The sequence below is a fragment of the Kitasatospora sp. NPDC022856 genome (assembly GCF_055561235.1).
Genome location: NZ_JBVHHE010000001.1, coordinates 278,242 through 296,870, shown reverse-complemented (window position 1 = coordinate 296,870; position 18,629 = coordinate 278,242). Strand labels below are relative to the sequence as shown.

At 72.4% G+C, this 18,629-nt stretch carries 12 protein-coding genes; 10 read left to right on the top strand and 2 right to left on the bottom strand.

Annotation, left to right across the window (positions count from 1 at the left end):
* The first annotated feature begins 40 nt into the window (after positions 1-40).
* The 6 genes from pulA to ACZ34W_RS01290 all read left to right on the top strand — a co-directional run bounded on the left by pulA (position 41) and on the right by ACZ34W_RS01290 (position 12,852).
* Complete coding sequence (gene pulA / locus ACZ34W_RS01315; protein ID WP_465600576.1) at positions 41-5,566, top strand: pullulanase-type alpha-1,6-glucosidase; 5,526 nt, start codon at positions 41-43, stop codon at positions 5,564-5,566.
* 559 nt (positions 5,567-6,125) lie between these two features.
* Entirely contained in the window at positions 6,126-8,456 is a 2,331-nt protein-coding gene (locus ACZ34W_RS01310) for a M4 family metallopeptidase (RefSeq protein ID WP_359838225.1), read from the top strand.
* 285 nt (positions 8,457-8,741) lie between these two features.
* Positions 8,742-10,064, top strand: coding sequence for an ammonium transporter (locus tag ACZ34W_RS01305; protein WP_465600572.1), 1,323 nt, complete (start codon positions 8,742-8,744; stop codon positions 10,062-10,064).
* A complete protein-coding gene (locus tag ACZ34W_RS01300; protein WP_329487365.1) occupies positions 10,061-10,399 on the top strand; it encodes a P-II family nitrogen regulator in 339 nt (112 codons plus the stop codon). Before ACZ34W_RS01305 ends, ACZ34W_RS01300 begins: the two co-directional genes overlap by 4 nt.
* A 288-nt stretch (positions 10,400-10,687) precedes the next feature.
* Positions 10,688-12,463, top strand: coding sequence for a carbohydrate-binding module family 20 domain-containing protein (locus ACZ34W_RS01295; protein ID WP_465600569.1), 1,776 nt, complete (start codon positions 10,688-10,690; stop codon positions 12,461-12,463).
* Positions 12,464-12,630: 167 nt separating this feature from the next.
* Entirely contained in the window at positions 12,631-12,852 is a 222-nt protein-coding gene (locus ACZ34W_RS01290) for a hypothetical protein (protein WP_329487364.1), read from the top strand.
* 49 nt (positions 12,853-12,901) lie between these two features.
* On the opposite strand, the gene ACZ34W_RS01285 is transcribed toward ACZ34W_RS01290, so the two are convergent.
* On the bottom strand, positions 12,902-13,663 hold the full coding sequence (locus ACZ34W_RS01285; RefSeq protein WP_329487363.1) for an SDR family oxidoreductase: 762 nt from the start codon (positions 13,661-13,663) through the stop codon (positions 12,902-12,904).
* Between the two features lie 434 nt (positions 13,664-14,097).
* Between ACZ34W_RS01285 and ACZ34W_RS01280 the strand changes: the two genes are divergently transcribed.
* From ACZ34W_RS01280 to ACZ34W_RS01270, 3 genes are all read left to right on the top strand, one after another.
* Positions 14,098-15,165, top strand: a complete 1,068-nt coding sequence (locus tag ACZ34W_RS01280) for an alpha/beta hydrolase (protein ID WP_465600564.1) — start codon at positions 14,098-14,100, stop codon at positions 15,163-15,165.
* A 314-nt stretch (positions 15,166-15,479) separates the two neighbouring features.
* Positions 15,480-16,235 (top strand): hemerythrin domain-containing protein, encoded by a 756-nt coding sequence (locus ACZ34W_RS01275; protein WP_465600561.1) that lies wholly within the window; start codon positions 15,480-15,482, stop codon positions 16,233-16,235.
* 249 nt (positions 16,236-16,484) lie between these two features.
* On the top strand, positions 16,485-16,871 hold the full coding sequence (locus tag ACZ34W_RS01270) for a hypothetical protein (RefSeq protein WP_465600558.1): 387 nt from the start codon (positions 16,485-16,487) through the stop codon (positions 16,869-16,871).
* A gap of 125 nt (positions 16,872-16,996) precedes the next feature.
* Here the strand turns inward: ACZ34W_RS01270 and ACZ34W_RS01265 are convergent, their stop codons facing one another.
* Positions 16,997-17,590 carry a DUF6891 domain-containing protein gene (locus ACZ34W_RS01265; protein WP_465600555.1) on the bottom strand — a complete coding sequence of 198 codons (594 nt, stop codon included), beginning with the start codon at positions 17,588-17,590 and terminating at the stop codon, positions 16,997-16,999.
* Between the two features lie 63 nt (positions 17,591-17,653).
* On the opposite strand from ACZ34W_RS01265, the gene ACZ34W_RS01260 reads away from it, so the two are divergent.
* Positions 17,654-18,616 (top strand): DUF1152 domain-containing protein, encoded by a 963-nt coding sequence (locus tag ACZ34W_RS01260; RefSeq protein ID WP_352286979.1) that lies wholly within the window; start codon positions 17,654-17,656, stop codon positions 18,614-18,616.
* Positions 18,617-18,629 lie beyond the last annotated feature (13 nt).

Sequence of the window (18,629 nt, the reverse complement as noted above, 5' to 3'; positions counted from 1 at the left end):
CTGGCAACTCGACACCCTTACCCCCGCAAGGGAGCCCTCAGTGGCCGATGTCCCGCCCCGCCGCACACGCCGACGGAGCACCACCCCGATCCGCAGACCCGGCCGCACGGCCGTGCTGCTGGCCGCCGCGCTGACCGCCGCCACCCTGGGCGGCGCGGCTCCCGCGGCCTTCGCCGCGTCCCCGCCCGGCCCGCCCTCGGACGCCGCGCTGGCCGCCACCGCCGGGCGGCACGACCTCTCCCGCGAGCAGTTCTACTTCGTCCTGCCGGATCGTTTCGCCAACGGCGACCCGGGCAACGACACCGGGGGCATCACCGGCAGCCGGCTGGACCACGGCCTCGACCCGGCCGACAAGGGCTTCTACCACGGGGGCGACCTCGCGGGCCTGCTCCAGCGGCTCGACTACATCCAGGACCTCGGCACCACCGCGATCTGGATGGCCCCGATCTTCAAGAACAAGCCCGTCCAGGGCGCCGGCGACCAGGCCTCGGCCGGTTACCACGGCTACTGGATCACCGACTTCACCCAGGTCGACCCGCACTTCGGCACCAACGAGCAGCTCAAGGAGCTGATAGCCAAGGCGCACGCCAAGGGCATCAAGGTCTTCTTCGACGTCATCACCAACCACACCGCCGACGTCATCGACTACGCGCAGCAGCAGTACGGCTACCGCTCCACCGGGGCCTACCCGGTGCTGGACGCCGACGGCCGGCCGGTCGACGAGACCGCCGTCGCCGACGCGGGCGCCGGCTCCCCGGCCGCCTGGCCGAAGCTGACCAAGGACTCGTTCCCCTACAGCCCGGTCTTCCGCAAGCCCGCCGACACCGCCGCCAAGGCCCCGGCCTGGCTCAACGACCCCGCGCTCTACCACAACCGGGGCGACTCGACCTTCGTCGGCGAGTCCGCCACCGAGGGCGACTTCTCCGGCCTGGACGACCTCGACACCCAGAACCCCAAGGTGGTCCAGGGCTTCGAGAAGGTCTACCAGCAGTGGGTCAAGGACGCCGGCGTGGACGGCTTCCGGGTCGACACCGTCAAGCACGTCAACATGGCCTTCTGGCAGCAGTGGGCGCCCGCGCTCAAGGACTTCGCCGCCAAGCAGGGCAACAAGAAGTTCTTCATGTTCGGCGAGGTCCTCTCCAGCGACCCGGCGGTCACCTCGCCGTACGTCACCAAGGGCCGGCTCCAGGCCACCCTGGACTTCCCGTTCCAGAGCGCCGCCCGCTCCTACGTCTCGCAGGGCGGCTCGGCCCGCGGCCTGGCCGACGTGTACGGGCAGGACTACCGCTACACCACCGCCGACACCGACGCCTACGAGCTGCCGACCTTCCTCGGCAACCACGACATGGGCCGCTTCGGGTCCTTCCTGCTCGGCGACAACCCGGGCGCCGACGACGCCACCCTGCTGAAGAAGGACCGGCTCGCCTCCGAGCTGCAGTTCCTCACCCGGGGCCAGCCGGTCGTCTACTACGGCGACGAGCAGGGCTTCACCGGCGCCGGCGGCGACAAGGACGCCCGGCAGGACCTCTTCGCCTCGCGGACCCCCTCCTACAACACGGACCGGGTGCTCGGCGGCCCCTCCGGCTCCGCCGACCGCTACGGGCGCGACGGCGAGCTCTACCGGGGCATCGCCGGGCTGGCCGCGCTGCGGCGGGACCACCCGGCCCTCGCCGACGGCGCCCAGATCGAGCGGCACGCCGCCGACGGCGCGGGCGTCTACGCCTTCTCCCGGATCGACGCCGGGCAGCAGGTCGAGTACCTGGTCGCGGTCAACAACGCGGCCGAGGCGAAGACCGTCACCCTGGACACCTTCTCGGCCGGCCAGGGCTTCGACCGGATCTACCCGGCCGCGGGGGAGCGGCTGACCAGTGGCGCGGACCGCGCGGTCACCGTCACCGTGCCCGCGCTCTCCTCGGTGGTGTTCAAGGCCGCCGGGAAGCTGGCGCCGGTCGCGGCCGCGCCGAAGCTCGCGCTGCGGACGCCGGCCGACGGCTCCACCGGCACCGCCACCGTCGGCGCGGACGTCGACGGCGGCGGCTTCGACCGGGTCACCTTCGCCGCGCAGATCGGCGACGCGCCCTGGCGGACCCTCGGCACCGCCGACAACGGGACGTACCGGGTCACCCAGGACCTCGGCGCCGTGCAGCCCGGCACGGTGGTCCGCTACAAGGCCGTGGTCCAGGACTCCAGCGGCCACCTGCGCTCGGCCACCGGCAGCTTCACCACCGGCACCCCCGCCCCCGCCCCGGCGCCCAGCGCCACCGCCCGCCCGTACGCCGTCGTGCACTACCAGCGCGAGGACGGCGACTACGACGGCTGGAACCTCTACGCCTGGGGCGACCTCGCGGACGGCGAGGCCACCCCCTGGCCCGCCGGGCACGGCTTCACCGGCCGGGACGCCTACGGCGCCTTCGCCTACGTGAAGCTGAAGGAAGGGGCCTCGGACGTCGGCTTCGTCGTCGAGAAGGACGGCGTCAAGGACGTCGACACCGACCGCCACCTCGACGTCGGCGCGACCGGCGAGGTCTGGCTCAAGGAGGGTGACCCGACCGTCCGGACGGCGAACCCCGGGCCCGCCAACACCCAGCCCGCCGGCACCGCCGTCATCCACTACCACCGGGCCGACGGCGACTACACCGGCTGGGGCCTGCACGACTGGACCGGCGCCGCCACCCCGACCGACTGGGGCAACCCGCTGCTGCCGGTCCGCCGAGACGCCTTCGGTGCCGTCTTCGAGGTGCCGCTGGCCCCCGGAGCCACCAGCCTCAGCTACGTCCTGCACCGGGGCAACGACAAGGACCTGCCGGCCGACCAGTCGCTGGACCTCGCCGCCGACGGCCACGAGGTCTGGATCCTGGGCGGCCGGGAGGGCTACCTGCTCCCGCAGAACGCCGCCGCCGCCTCGCAGCTGGACCCCGGCTCCGCCAAGGCCCAGTGGATCGACGCCCGCACGGTCGTGGTGCCCGCCGGGTACGGCGCCAACGACGCCGCACTGGCCGGCGGCACCAGCGCCCAGCTGGTGTACGACCCCGAGGGCGGCATCCGCGCCGAGAAGGGCGTGCTGAGCAAGGCCGGGCAGTGGATCCGGCTGACCCCCGCCGCCGGGCTGACCGACGCCCAGAAGGCCGCCTTCCCGCACCTGGCCGGCTACCGGGCCTTCACCGTGGACGCCCGCGACGCGGCCCGGGTGCCCGCCGCGCTCCGCAGCCAGCTGCTCTTCACCGAGCACCTGCCCAGCGGCGCCGCGCTGGCCGCGACCGGGGTGCAGACCCCCGGCGTGCTGGACGACCTGTACGCCCGCCGCGCCGGCCGGGTGGACTTCGGACCGGCCTACTACAACGGCAAGGTGGCGCTGTCGGTCTGGGCGCCGACCGCGCGGGAGGTCTCCGTCCAGCTCTTCGACGGACCGGCCGGCGGCACCCCGAAGACCGTCCCGCTGAAGCTGGACGACGAGACCGGTGTCTGGGAACTCGTCCGTGACAAGGCCGAGTTGGACGGCAAGTACTACCTGTACCAGGTGAAGGTCTGGGCGCCGTCCGTCCAGCAGCTGGTGGTCAACACCGTCACCGACCCGTACTCGGTGGCGCTGTCCGCCGACTCCGGGCGGAGCCTGGTCGCCGACCTCGCCGCCAAGGCGCTGAAGCCCAAGGGCTGGGACGACCACACCGTCCCGAAGGCCGTCCCGCCGGCGCAGCAGCAGATCCAGGAGCTGCACGTCCGGGACTTCTCGGTCGAGGACGGCACGGTGCCGGCCGCCGAGCGCGGCACCTACCTGGCCTTCACCGAGTCCCAGTCGGCCGGCATGCGGCACCTGCGGGAGCTGGCCCAGGCCGGCGTCACCACCGTGCACCTGCTGCCGACCTTCGACATCGCCACCATCCGGGAGAACCGGGCCCAGCAGAAGCTGCCGGCCTGCGACCTCAAGGCCCTGGCGGCGGACAGCGAGCGGCAGCAGGAGTGCGTGGCGGCCGTCGCCGCCGAGGACGCCTACAACTGGGGCTACGACCCGCTGCACTACAACGTGCCGGAGGGCTCGTACGCCACCGACCCGGAGGGCACCGCCCGGACGGTGCAGTTCCGGCAGATGGTGCAGGCGATCCACCAGGCCGGGCTGCGCGTGGTGCTGGACGTGGTCTACAACCACACCGCCGCCGCCGGCCAGGCCGAGCACTCGGTGCTGGACCGGGTCGTCCCCGGCTACTACCAGCGGCTCGACGCCAACGGCAAGGTGACGACCGACAGTTGCTGCGCCGACACCGCGCCCGAGCACGCCATGATGAACCGCCTGGTGGTGGACTCGGTGACCACCTGGGCGCGTGAGTACAAGGTCGACGGCTTCCGCTTCGACCTGATGGGCCTGGATCCCAGGTCCACCATGCTGGACGTGCAGGCCGCACTGCGCAGGATGACACCGGACTCGGACGGCGTCGACGGGAAGAACGTCTTCCTCTACGGCGAGGGCTGGAACTTCGGCGTCGTGGCCAATGACGCCCGCTTCGCGCAGGCCACCCAGCTGAACATGGCCGGCACCGGCATCGCCACCTTCGACGACCGGATCCGGGACGCGGCGCGCGGCGGCAACTTCCAGCTCTCCTCGGCCCCGCAGCAGGGCTTCGCCTCGGGCCTGTACTCCGACCCCAACGGCTCGCCGGCCAACGGCACGCCGCAGGAGCAGAAGGACCGGCTGCTCAAGCAGATGGACCAGCTCAAGGTGGCGCTCACCGGCAACCTGGCCGGCTACGCGTTCACCGACAGCGCGGGCCGGGCCGTCACGGGCGCGGGCGTCGACTACAACGGCGCCCCGACCGGGTACGCGGCCGTGCCGGGCGAGGCGGTGGAGTACGTGGACGCGCACGACAACACCGACCTGTTCGACGCGCTGGCCTACAAGCTGCCCGCCGCCACCGCGCCCGCCGACCGGGCCCGGATGCAGGCGCTCGCGCTCTCGCTGACCGCGCTCACCCAGGGGCCGGGCTTCGTCCAGGCCGGCACCGACCTGCTGCGTTCCAAGTCGCTGGACGCCAACTCCTACGACTCGGGCGACTGGTTCAACGCGATCCAGTGGGACCCGGCGCAGGGCAACGGCTGGGGCCGCGGCGTGCCGACGGCGGCCGACAACAAGGAGATGTGGCCGGCCGCCAAGTCGCTGCTGGCCGATCCGAAGCTGGCGATGGGGGCCGCCGACATCCGGGCGACCACCGCGCAGTACCAGCAGTTCCTGCGGATCAAGCAGGGCTCGCCGCTGTTCTCGCTGCCCACCCTGGCCGCCGTCCAGCAGCGGCTCTCCTACCCGCTCTCCGGCACGCCCGGCGAGACGCCCGGGGTGATCACGCTGCACCTGGACGGCACCGGGCTGGCCGGCGCGCAGAAGGGCGTCACCGTGGTGTTCAACGCCACGCCCACCGCGCAGAGCCAGACCGTGGCCGCCCTGAAGGGGACGGCGCAGGCGCTGCACCCGGTCCAGGCGGGCGGGGCCGATCCGGTGGTCCGGCAGTCCGGTTTCGCCGCCGCCACCGGCACCTTCACCGTGCCGGGCCGCACCGTGGCGGTCTTCGTCCAGAACTGACGCTCCGCCGTACCCGGCCCCGCACCGCCCTCGGGCGGCGCGGGGCCGTGGTATTTCCCGCCGGTGCCCGGCGCGCGAGTGGCCGAAAACCGTCGTTGGCACGGCCGGAAAGGTGAGGTGACGGATCCGCCCGGCAGTGAGGTCCGCCATGCTGACGCCGAGCGGGCCCTGAGCGCTGGTCAGTGCCCGCCGGAAGTGATCGAACCTTTCGGGTGGCGATGAAAACCGTCGTCGGTAGTTCCCGCGCCTGTAACACGGACGGGGGTCCGACGGATGAACGGTCCCGGTAGCTAATCGGCCAATCAGTGGCATGCATCTGTCATTCACGGCTCGTTTACTGCCACGATTCCCCCGGCTGCAGACGAGGGGGCCCCACCCCCCGGTGCGGCTGTCCCAGGTCAGGTTCAGCGCCTCTTCCTGCCAGCAACTGCTCGGTCTTTGCTCCGCAACCGCACCCGCGCCGCGCACCCGGCGGCGGGGGCCCCCACTGCGCCGCAACCCTGCGGCCAGGTTCTCTCCACCGCACGCGCACCCCGCGTCGGTCGGAAAAGGAGTCCGCATGTCCCGTTACACCCAGGCTCGGAAGGCAGCGGTTGTCATGGCCGCCTCCACCGCGCTTCTGGTGACCGGCATCCCCGTCATCGCGCAGGCCGCCACCCCGGACGCGCCGGCCGCGGTCGCCGCCCAGCAGGCGAGCCGTGCCCAGCTGATCGCCTCGGCGACCGGGCAGACCGCCGCCCTCGCCCAGACCCTGGGCCTGGGCAGCGAGGAGAAGCTGGTCACCAAGGACGTCTCCCAGGACGCCGACGGTACCCGCCACCTGCGGTACGAGCGCACGCTGAACGGCCTTCCGGTTCTCGGCGGCGACCTGGTCGTGCACCAGAGCGCCACGGGTGCGACCAAGGGTGTGGACCGCGCCAGCACCGCCCCGCTGACCGGCGTGAGCACCACGCCGAAGCTGGCCGCGCCGGCCGCGCAGTCCGCCGCGCTGGCCGCCGAGTCGGGCGCCGCGCTGGAGTCCGCGCCCCGCCTGGTGGTCTGGGCCGCCGACAACAGCCCGCGCCTCGCGTGGGAGACGGTCGTCTCCTCCACCGAGGCCGACGGCACCCCGAGCAAGCTGCACGTGGTCACCGACGCGACCTCCGGCCAGGTCATCCAGAAGTTCGAGGGCATCCAGACCGGCACCGGCAAGGGCGTCTTCGTCGGCAACGTCACCATCGGTACGACCCAGTCGGGTTCCTCGTACCAGATGAAGGACGGGGCTCGCGGTGGGATGTACACCACGAACCTGAACCACGGGACCTCGGGCACCGGCACCCTGTACACCAAGTCGACCGACAGCTGGGGCGACGGCACCGTCGCCAACAGCGAGTCGGCCGCGGTCGACGCCCACTACGGCGTCGCGGCCACCTGGGACTACTACAAGAACACCTTCGGCCGCAACGGCATCCGCAACGACGGTGTCGGCGCCTACAGCCGCGTCCACTACGGCAACAACTACGTGAACGCCTTCTGGGACGACTCCTGCTTCTGCATGACCTACGGCGACGGTGACAGCAACACCCACCCGCTCACCGAGCTCGACGTCGCGGGCCACGAGATGAGCCACGGCGTCACCGCGGCCACCGCCAACCTGAACTACTCGGGTGAGTCCGGCGGCCTGAACGAGGCCACCTCGGACATCTTCGGCACCATGGTGGAGTTCTACGCCAACATCCCGACCGACAACCCCGACTACCTGATCGGTGAGTTGATCAACATCAACGGGGACGGCACCCCGCTGCGCTACATGGACAAGCCCTCCAAGGACGGCGGCTCGGCCGACTACTGGTCCTCCACGGTCGGCAACAAGGACGTCCACTACTCGTCCGGTGTCGCCAACCACTTCTTCTACCTGCTGTCCGAGGGCAGCGGCGCGAAGGTGATCAACGGCGTCAGCTACAACTCGCCGACCCAGGGCAACATCGCCGTCAGCGGCATCGGCCGGGACAAGGCGGCGGCGGTCTGGTACCGCGCGCTGACCACCTACATGACCTCCACCACCAACTACGCCGCGGCGCGCACCGCGACGGAGAAGGCGGCCACCGACCTGTACGGCGCCGGCAGCGCCGAGCTCAACGCGGTCAGCACCGCCTGGGCGGGCGTCAACGTGGGCACCGCTCCGAACCCGGGTGGCGTCACCGTCACCAGCCCGGGCAACCAGAGCACCGCGCTCAACGGCTCGGTCAACCTGCAGATCGCCGCCACCGGCGGCACCGCCCCGCTGACCTTCACGGCCACCGGCCTGCCGACCGGCCTGTCGATCAGCTCCAGCGGCAAGATCACCGGCACCGCCACGACCGCGGGCACGTACAACGTGACCGTGACCGCGAAGGACGCCGCCAACAAGACCGGTTCCACCAGCTTCACCTGGACCGTCTCCGGCGGCGGCGGCAGCTGCACCCCGGCGCAGCTGCTCGGCAACGCCGGCTTCGAGACCGGCAGCGCCGCCCCGTGGACCGCCTCCAGCGGTGTCGTGGACAACAGCGCCTCGCAGGCCGCGCACGGCGGCACCTGGAAGGCCTGGCTGAACGGCTACGGCTCCGCCCACTCGGACAACCTCTCGCAGACGGTGACCATCCCGGCCGGCTGCAAGGCCTCGCTCAGCTTCTACCTGCACATCGACACGGCCGAGACCGGCTCGACGGTGTACGACAAGCTGGCGGTCACGGTCAACGGCACCGCGCTGAAGACCTACTCGAACGTGGACGCCGCCGCGGGCTACCAGCTCCGCACCTTCGACCTCTCGTCCTACGCGGGCCAGACGGTCACCCTGAAGTTCGCCGGCACCGAGGACGCCTCGCTGCAGACCAGCTTCGTGATCGACGACACCTCGATCGCCACCAGCTGACCCGCTCCGGCGGTCAGTAGAACCAAGTAGGACAGGGAGCAGGGCCCGGCAGCCACGGCTGCCGGGCCCTGCGTCGTGGGTGCGGCGGGCGGCCCGTCCGGGGGCCCGCCCGGCGGGCACGGGGCGTGAGCTTCCGGAAACGGACCGGCAACCGCGGGGCAACCGCCTGGCAACACGAAACACGGGCGAAACGTGTCCGTCCGCAACCAGAAATCCGCCCTCGCGACACTCTCCCAACCGACCCGCGCTCCTCCCTGGCGCGGGCCCGTGGGAAGGCACGCCCCTATGTTCCTGGCTGACCCGTCGCCCGGCCTCGACACCGGAGACACCGCCTGGCTGCTGGCCAGTACCGCACTCGTCCTGCTGATGACCCCCGGCCTGGCGCTGTTCTACGGCGGCATGGTCCGCACCAAGAGCGTGCTCAACATGATCATGATGAGCTTCGTCTCCATCGCCGTGGTCACCGTGGTCTGGCTGCTGGCCGGCTACTCGCTCGCGTTCGGCCCGGACGTCGGCGGCTGGGGGCTGATCGGCGGCCTGGACCACCTCGGGATGGCCGGAATCACCCCCTCCTCGCTCACCGGCCACGTCCCCACCGTGCTGTTCGCCACCTTCCAGCTGACCTTCGCGATCATCACCGCCGCGCTGATCAGCGGCGCCATCGCGGACCGCGCGCGGTTCGGTTCCTGGGTCGCCTTCACCGCCGTCTGGACGCTGCTGGTCTACGTCCCGGTGGCGCACTGGGTGTTCGCGCCCGGCGGGTGGATCCTGTCGAAGCTCGGCGCGCTCGACTTCGCCGGCGGCACGGTGGTCGAGGTCAACTGCGGGGCCAGCGGACTGGCCCTGGCCCTGCTGCTCGGCCCCCGGATCGGCTTCCGCAAGGAGGCGATGCGCCCGCACAACCTGCCCCTGGTGCTGCTCGGCGCGGGCCTGCTCTGGTTCGGCTGGTTCGGCTTCAACGCGGGCTCGGCGCTGGGCGCCAACGGCCTGGCCGCGTCCGCGCTGCTCAACACCCAGGCGGCCGGCTGCACCGGGCTGCTCGGCTGGCTGCTGGTCGAGAAGCGCCGGGACGGCCACGCCACCACCCTGGGCGCCGCTTCCGGCGCGGTGGCCGGCCTGGTCGCCATCACCCCCTCCTGCGGGAGCGTCGACCTGCTCGGTGCGCTGGTGATCGGGCTGGCGGCGGGCGTGGTCTGCTCGTACGCGGTCAGCTGGAAGTTCCGCTTCGGCTTCGACGACTCGCTGGACGTGGTGGGTGTGCACTTCGTCGCCGGGGTCATCGGCACCGCGCTGATCGGCCTCTTCGCCAGCGCCGCGATGACCGGCGGCCCGGTCGGGCTGCTGCACGGCGGCGGCCTCGGCCAACTCGGCAAGCAGCTGGCCGCGGTGGCCGTCGTCGCCGTCTACGCGTTCGCCATGACGTACGGGATCGGGCGGGCGGTCGACCGGGTGATGGGCTTCCGTGCCGACGAGGAGCACGAACTCACCGGCCTGGACCTCGCCGTGCACGCCGAGACCGCGTACGATCACGGCGTCCTGGGCCACGGTACGACCGCCCATGCCACCACCGTGCTCACGCACTCCTCCGACAGGACCCCCTCCGCATGAAGCTGATCACCGCGATCGTCAAGCCGTTCAAGCTGGACGAGGTCAAGAACGCCCTGCAGGCCATCGGGGTGCACGGACTGACCGTCACCGAGGCCAGCGGGTACGGGCGCCAGCACGGGCACACCGAGGTCTACCGGGGTGCCGAGTACCGGATCGACCTGGTCCCCAAGGCCCGGATCGAGGTGGTGGTCGAGGACGCCGACGCGGACCAGGTGATCGAGGAGATCGTCCGGGCCGCCCGGACCGGGAAGATCGGCGACGGCAAGGTCTGGGCGGTGCCGGTGGAGACCGTCGTCCGGGTCCGCACCGGCGAGCGCGGGCCGGACGCCGTCTGAGGCCCGCCCCGCCGTCCTGAGCGGCGCTGAGTGGCCCTGAGCGGCCCTGAGCGGCCCTGGAGACACTACGGTGATGCCCCCGTGCGAGACCGCGCGGGGGCATCGCCGCGCCGCGAGACGAGTGGAAGGTCGCATACGAGGTTTCCGGGGCTGCGGAAACGTTGTTCCCAAGGCCTTGACGGGCTCTCAGTGTGACCTTAGGTTCAGCGCTGCAAGTTTCCTGCAAGTTTCAGCAACCTTTCACGCGCGGTACCCCAGGCTGCCCCACCCCAGCCCCCAGGAGACATCGTGGTCACCACCGCCCCCGTCCGCCGGCCTGCCCGGACGGCCGGCGCGCTCGCCGCCTCCGCGGCGTTCGCGCTCTCGCTCACCGCCGCCTTCGCCGCGGCCCCCACCGCCCAGGCCGCCCCACCCGGCAACGGCAAGGACGTCACGGCCACCCTCTTCGAGTGGCGCTTCGACTCCGTCGCCAAGGCCTGCACCGACACCCTCGGCCCGAAGGGCTACGGCTTCGTCGAGGTCTCGCCGCCCCAGGAGCACATCCAGGGCGGCCAGTGGTGGACGTCCTACCAGCCGGTGAGCTACCGGATAGCCGGGCGCCTCGGCGACCGGGCGTCCTTCAAGAGCATGATCGACACCTGCCACGCGGCGGGCGTCAAGGTGATCGCCGACTCGGTGATCAACCACATGTCGGCCGGCTCCGGGACCGGCACCGGTGGAACCAACTACAGCAAGTACACCTACCCCGGGTACTACCAGGACCAGGACTTCCACTCCTGCCGCACCGCGATCAGCAACTACGCCGACCGCTCGAACGTGCAGAACTGCGAACTGGTCAACCTCTCCGACCTGAACACCGGCAGCTCCTACGTCCAGCAGACCATCGCCGGCTACCTGAACGACCTGGCCTCGCTCGGCGTCGACGGCTACCGGATCGACGCGGCCAAGCACATCGCCGCCGCCGACCTCGCCGCGATCAAGGCGAAGACCGCCAACCCCAACGCGTACTGGGTGCAGGAGGTCATCTACGGCGCGGGCGAGCCGATCCAGCCCACCGAGTACACCGGCACCGGCGACGTCGACGAGTTCCGCTCCGGCACCTGGCTGAAGAGCGCCTTCCAGGGCGGCCGGATCGCCGACCTCGCCTCCTGGGGCTCCGGTCTGCTGCCGGGCGACAAGGCCCGGACCTTCGTCGACAACTGGGACACCGAGCGCAACGGCTCCACGCTGACCTACAAGGACGGCTCCGCCTACACCCTGGCCAACGTCTTCATGCTGGCCGACCCCTACGGCTCGCCCAACGTCTACTCCGGCTACGCCTTCTCCGGCCACGACGACGGCCCGCCCAACGGCGGCACCGTCAACGCCTGCTACAGCGACGGCTGGAACTGCACCCACGCCTGGCGGCAGGTCGCCAACATGGTGGGCTTCCGCAACGCGGTGGCGGGTACCGGGATCACCAACTGGTGGTCCAACGGCAACAACGCGATCGCCTTCGGGCGCGGCGGCAAGGGCTTCGTGGCGATCAACCGCGAGAGCGGGCCGGTCACCCAGACCTTCCAGACCTCGCTGCCGGCCGGCTCCTACTGCGACGTCCAGCACGGCGACCCGGCGGCGGGCGGCTGCGGCGGCCCGTCCTACACCGTCGGCTCGGACGGCCGCTTCACCGCGACCGTCGGCGCGGGCGACGCGGTGGCGCTGTACGTGGGCGCTCCCGGCGGCGCGGGCAGTTCGGGCGGTTCCAGCGGTTCCGGCGGCGGGACGCCGGTGAGCGGCGGCGCCTCCTTCGCGGTCAACGCGACCACCGTGCCCGGGCAGAACATCTTCGTGGTCGGCGGCACGGCCGCGCTCGGAGGCTGGGACCCGGCCCGGGCGCTGCCGCTCTCCTCGGCCGCGTACCCGGTCTGGAAGCTGGACGTGACGATGCCGGCGGGCACGTCCTTCGAGTACAAGTACGTCCGGAAGGACGCCTCCGGGGCCGTGACCTGGGAGTCCGGCGCCAACCGCACGGCGACGGTGCCGGCCTCCGGCGGCCTGGTCCTGAACGACACCTGGCGCGGCTGACCCGCGCCGACGGCCGCCACCCTCCGCCCTGCGTCGGGGAGGGCGGCGGCCGTCAGCGTGCCACCCTCCCCGGGCGGCCGTCAGCGCGCCGCCCGGCAACTACCCCGGGCGAGTGGATCCCGCCGCTTCGCCGCCCCGGTGCGGGTGAACGCTGTCAGCATCACGGGATGAGAACCACCCCCGCCGTCCTGGACGTCGAACTGTGCGGCGGCCGCTGGGACGGTCACCGCAAGCGGGTCCACGCCGCGGCTCCGCCGCCCTCGCTGCGGATGGTGCTGCGGGCCGAACTGCCCGCCGCGGAGGCCGGCGAGTACTGGCCGACCACCAGCGTCTACCGGCTGGACGAGACCGGCGGCCGACGGCGCTACCGCCACTCCCACGACGAGTAGCGCCGGGTGCCCCGCGGCCCGCGTCGGCCGGGTGCCCCTGCGGCCCGGGTCAGCCGCGTCCGATGTACGGCATCGCGGTCGCCATCACCGTGGCGAACTGCACATTGGCCTCCAGCGGCAGCTCCGCCATGTGCCGCACGGTGCGGGCCACGTCCGCGACGTCCATGGTCGGCTCCACCGCGATCCGCCCGTCCGCCTGCCGCACGCCGGTGCTCATCGCCGCCGTCATCTCGGTCGCCGCGTTGCCGATGTCGATCTGCCCGCAGGCGATCCGGTACGGACGCCCGTCCAGCGACAGCGACTTGGTCAGCCCGGTGACGGCGTGCTTCGTCGCGGTGTACGCGATCGAGTGCGGCCTCGGCACGTGCGCGGAGATCGAGCCGTTGTTGATGATCCGGCCGCCCCGCGGGTCCTGGGCCTTCATCCGCCGGAACGCGGCCCGGGCGCAGAGGAAGGCGCCGGTCAGGTTGAGGTCGACCACCGCCCGCCATTCGGCGATGTCCAGCTCGTCCACCGCGGCGGGCGCGCCGAACGTCCCGGCGTTGTTGAACAGCAGGTCGACCCGGCCGAACGGCTCGGCGGCCGCCGCGAAGAGCGCGTCCACCGCCGCCGGGTCGGTGACGTCGGTCGGCACCACGACGGCCGCCCCGCCGCCCGGTCCGGCCGCCGCGCAGAGTTCGGCCGTCCCGCGCAGCGGCTCCTCCCGCCGTCCGGCGAGCACGGGCAGCCACCCGGCGGCGGCCAGCTCCACGGCCACGGCGCGCCCCACCCCGCTGCCGGCTCCGGTGACGACGGCGATCTGCTGTGGCATGGCGGTACTCCTCGGAGGGTCTTCGGGCGGCCCGTCGGTCGACGGCAGGTGCGATCGTTCCCGATCCGCCGCCCCGAGTCACTGGTGGAAGGTCCCAAAGTCCGGCCCCCCTCCCGTCCGGCGCGCCGTCGGTTGTGGGGGGACCCCGGGGGAGCCCCCGCCACCCGGCGGGTGGCCCGCCCCGCCGGGTGGCGGGGGCGCCTGCGGGGCTTGACCCGATCGGGGACAAACCTTGAATCGGCGCAGGCCGCAGCGCAACCGGGCCGCCCGGGTCCACGTCATAAGATCGCAGGACGGCGCGCTCCCGCGAGGGGCGCGCGCCGCCGCCCCGGGGACCGGCGTGACGTCGCACCCCGGGTCTGTCCGGCCCCACCCGGGGGCCGCCGGCCGGCTCCCGAGGGGCCGGGCGTGACATCGGTCGGAGAGTCCTCACCGTGCAGCCGCAGTCCACCCGTGTCCGTGCCGCCCTGACCGGCGCCGCCGCCTTCGCCCTGGCCGCCTCGCTGGCGGCGTGCGGCAGTACGGATGCCGGCGGCAAGGGGGACGCCGCCAAGGCGAGCGGCGCCAAGGGCGGCGCCGGTACGGCGAGCGGCACCCCCGCACCCGGCAGCCCGACGGCCGCCCCCGGCACCCCGACGACGACGGCCCCGAACCCGGCCGGCAAGGTCCTCATGCCCACCGGCCCGGAGGCGAGCTTCGGCAAGGCCCGGGACACCGCGGCCGGACAGATCCTGATGACCACGTTGAACGGGCCCAAGTCGGGCGTCTCCGGCAAGGTCTGGGTCTGGCTGCCGCCCCAGTACAACGACCCGAAGTACGCCCGGACCGGCTTCCCCGTGCTCACCCTCTACGCGGGCGGCCAGAGCGCGGGATACAACACCTGGACCGACAACCAGCTGCCGATCCAGGAGATCGACGCCGATCTGGCGAAGGCCGGCAAGGCGCACCCGTTCATCATGATCATGCCGGTGCAGAACCTCGACTCCAACGAGGCCAAGGCCCTGGAGTGCGCCGACATCCCGGGCCAGCCCAAGATGGGCACCTGGATGGCCGAGGACATCCCGGACTTCGTCCGCGCCAACTTCCGGACGGTGAAGGGCCGCGACGGCTGGGGCCTGATGGGTGCCTCCACGGGTGCGTTCTGCAGTGCCAAGCTGGCGCTGCAGCACCCGGACAAGTTCAAGGCCGCCGTCCCGATCGACGGCTACTTCAACCCGGACTCGCCGCTCTGGAAGGGTCACGAGGCGGAGCGGCAGGCCAACAGCCCCGATCTGCTGGTCACCCAGGGCAAGGCCGAGGTGAAGCTGCTCGCCACCGCGGGCGGCGCCAACCCGTTCGAGATGAAGCTGGTCAAGGCGTGGGTCGCCAAGGCCGCACCGCCGCTCTCGGTCGAGTACTACGAGCAGGCCGGCGGCAAGCACCTCACCAGCGACTTCAAGAAGATGATCCCGGACACGCTGCAGTGGCTGACCAGGAACCTCGCGGGGCCGCAGAGCGACTGACCCGGCCGGGGAGGCGTCGCCGTGGACGCGTCCGGCGGCCCGCCCCGGCGCGGGCCGCCGGACGCCGCGTCGGGGCCCCGCCTCCGTCCTCGTCCCCGTCGGCGCGCCCGTCGCCGACGGCGCGGACGGCTGCCGCCAAGTCCGCGGCAGGCCGCTGACCTGCGCGTCAATCGGACATTGATTCGCCTCTGATCGACTACGGCCACTGTGGTGGGACCGCATTCCGCCAGTGCTGCCAGCCACGGAACCGGTCCGGGAGGACCGGTCGTGCCATGCCGTGCAAGCCCGCCGTGCCAAGTCGTGAAGAGAGTGCCATGCCGAGCCGTCTGCTGTCCCTAGCGTCCCCCTCCGTGCCCGCCCAGGCGGGCTCCCAGTGTCAGCGGGCCGCCGACGAGGAGCCGCAAGCCATCCGGTTCGCCGGGCTGCGACTGGTGCACAACGCCCTCCGTCGCGACCTCGCCCGACTGCCCAACGCCCTGCGGCTGCTCCAGCCCGGCGAGGACGAGAAGGGCGAGGCGCTCCTGCGGCACTGGACCTTCGTCACCGCGATGCTGACCTGCCACCACGAGCAGCAGGACATCCGGGTCTGGCCGTTGGTCCGCCGCTTCGCGCCCGAGCTGCGCCTGCTGCTCAACTGGCTGGAGAGCGACCACCACAACCTGGACCACTCCTTCACCCGGGTCACCACCCTGGTCCGGATCGCCAGCCGGGACGCGGGCAGCACCTGGCCGGTCGCCTACGCCATGGACGACCTGGCGGCCCGGCTGGAGACCCACCTGCGGATCGAGGAGCGCCAACTGCTGCCGCGGATGGAGCGGGTCTTCGCGCGGTCCTCGCGGGTGGGAAGCCTGCCGGAGCTGCTGGACCTGCTGCGATCCGCCGACGGCCCCGGTACCGCCGACGCGCTCGCCTGGCTGCTGGACGGCGTCGAGCCGGCGGTGGTCGAGTCCCTGCTGGCCCAGTGCGACGACGATGTGGCGCGCAACTGGCCGCACTGGCACGCGACCTACCAGCGCTGCACCGGCCTGCTCTGGGGCCCGGCGGAGGCCCTGGACGGCTCCGCCGAGTGAGCGGCGGGCCTTTCGCGGGCCCTCGATCTACGCGCGTGGCATATGCCGGGCGCCTATGCCGCGACGGTGTGCGATGATCGGCGCCGGGTCCGCGTCGGGCGCGCTGGGCGTCTCAACTCCCCGTGACCCCAAAGGGATTGACCCCGGTGCCGTAGGGGGCGGGATGGTCCGGACAGTCCGGGGGCGGCCAGGGGAAGGGTACCGCCGGGGGCCGATGGCGGGGCCCGGGCCCCGCCTACCGTCGGAACCATGACCACAGCGACCACCACCGCGCGCCCCGGGCGCCGGCCCGCACCGGTCCGCCCGACCCTGTTCGCGGCGGCCGCCGTGCTGCTGCTCGGTGCCGGGCTGACCGCCTGCGAGGGCGGCGCCGCGCTCTGCACCAGCGACAACAGCTGCGACGTCGTCGTCCGCACCGCCGGCGGCGACTCCACGCACACCGTCGAGGTCTTCGGCGGGGACCGGACCGTCGAACTGATGATCAGTCACATCACGGACGGCGCGGCCGAGGTGAGACTCGGGGACGACGCCAGGACCGTCGCCGAGGGCGCCGAGACCACCATCGGCACGGCCAAGATCACCCTGCGCAACGCCAACGCCCACGACCACTACGCCGAACTCCACGTCAGCCGCTGACTGTCATCGCGGTCGAACGTCGCCGCGGTCGAACGTCGCCGCCACGCGCCGGGTGCCGCAGTCGCCCGTCGCCGCCATCGGCCGGGTGCCGCCGCAGGCCGGTACCGGGCCACGACCGTGGGCCGCTACTCGGGCAGGCGATTGAGCCAGGTCAGCGGAGTCACCCAGATCGCCTTCTCCGGCGAGCCGTCCCACTCCACCGGCAGGCCGGCCTCCTCCAGCGCCGCGACCACCGCGCGGCCGATCTCCACCGTCCTGAGCTCCGCCGACTCGGCGCTCCCGCCGTCGGCCCGGAACCCGCCGTAGCGCAGCATCAGTCCACGCCCGGCGGCCGCCCCCTCGGTGTCCTGCTGATGGAAGAAGACGAAGCCGCGCGAATCCTCGTCCGCCTCGCCGCCGATCTCCGCATAGCCGCAGTTCGCACAGCAGGTGAAGTCCATCGCCGCGACGATGCCCTGCTCCTCCAGCGCGTCGAAGGCCTCCTCCAGCCGGTCCACGTCCGTGGTCTCCGGCCACGAAGCCTGCTCGGCCAGCCGCTCCTGCCAGAGCGGGCCGACGATCTCCTCGGCGTCCTCCGGCTCCAGTCCCTGGTCCTCGAACTCGTCGACCAGGGACTCGGCTATCTCGTCCGGCTCCTGGAACCCGCAGCGGATCAACTCGCGGGCACGCTCCTCCGCCTCGCGCCGTACCTCGAAGCTGAGCTCGGTCTCCTGGTTCATGCCCGCATCCTCGCACCGACCACCGACAGTCCCGCCGGCCGCCCCCGGTGCTACCGTCCCCCGGTGCCCTCCCTTCTCGAACCGCCTCTGATCACCCGTCTGCTGGCGGCCGACCGCATCCTGATCGCCGGCGCCGGCGGAGGATTCGACGTGTACGCGGGCCTGCCGTTGGCACTCGCGCTGCGCGCGGCCGGCAAGGAGGTGCACCTGGCCAACCTCTCCTTCAGCCACCTCCACGGCCTCCCCGCCGAGGTCTGGCTGGAGCCCGACGTCGCCCGGATCCGCCCCGACACCGCGGCCCCCGACGGCTACTTCCCCGAGCGGACGCTGGCCCGCTGGCTGCACCGGCAGGGCATGCCCGACACGGTGTGGGCGTTCCCGAAGGTCGGGGTGCGGCCGCTGCGCGACGCCTACCGGGCGCTCACCGCCCATCTCGCCGTCGACGCCGTGCTGTTGGTCGACGGCGGCACCGACATCCTGATGCGCGGCGACGAGGCCGGCCTGGGCACGCCGGAGGAGGACATGGCCAGCCTCGGCGCGGTCGCCGGGCTGACGGAGGTCCCCGAACGCCTGGTCGCCTGCCTGGGTTTCGGCATCGACGCCTTCCACGGCGTCAACCATGCACTGGTGTTGGAGAACCTCGCCGCGCTGGAGCGGGCCGGCGGCTACCTCGGGGCGTTCTCGATCCCGCGCGACAGCCGGGAGGGCGCGCTCTACCTGGACGCCGTCGAGTACGCGAGGGCCGCGTTCCCCGAGTACCCGAGCATCGTCAACGGTTCGGTGGCGGCCGCCCTGCGCGGCGAGTTCGGCGACGTCCGGTTCACCGACCGCACCAAGGGCAGCCCGCTCTTCGTCAATCCCCTGATGACGCTGTACTTCGGCGTCACCGTCGAGGCCCTGGCCGCCGAGCACCGCTACCTGCACCTGATCGAGCGGACCGTGCTGACCCGCCAGATCAGCAGCGTGATCGAGGAGTTCCGCGACACCCTGCCGGTTCGGCGCCCGCCCCGGCAGTTCCCGCACTGACGCCGGCGGGTGC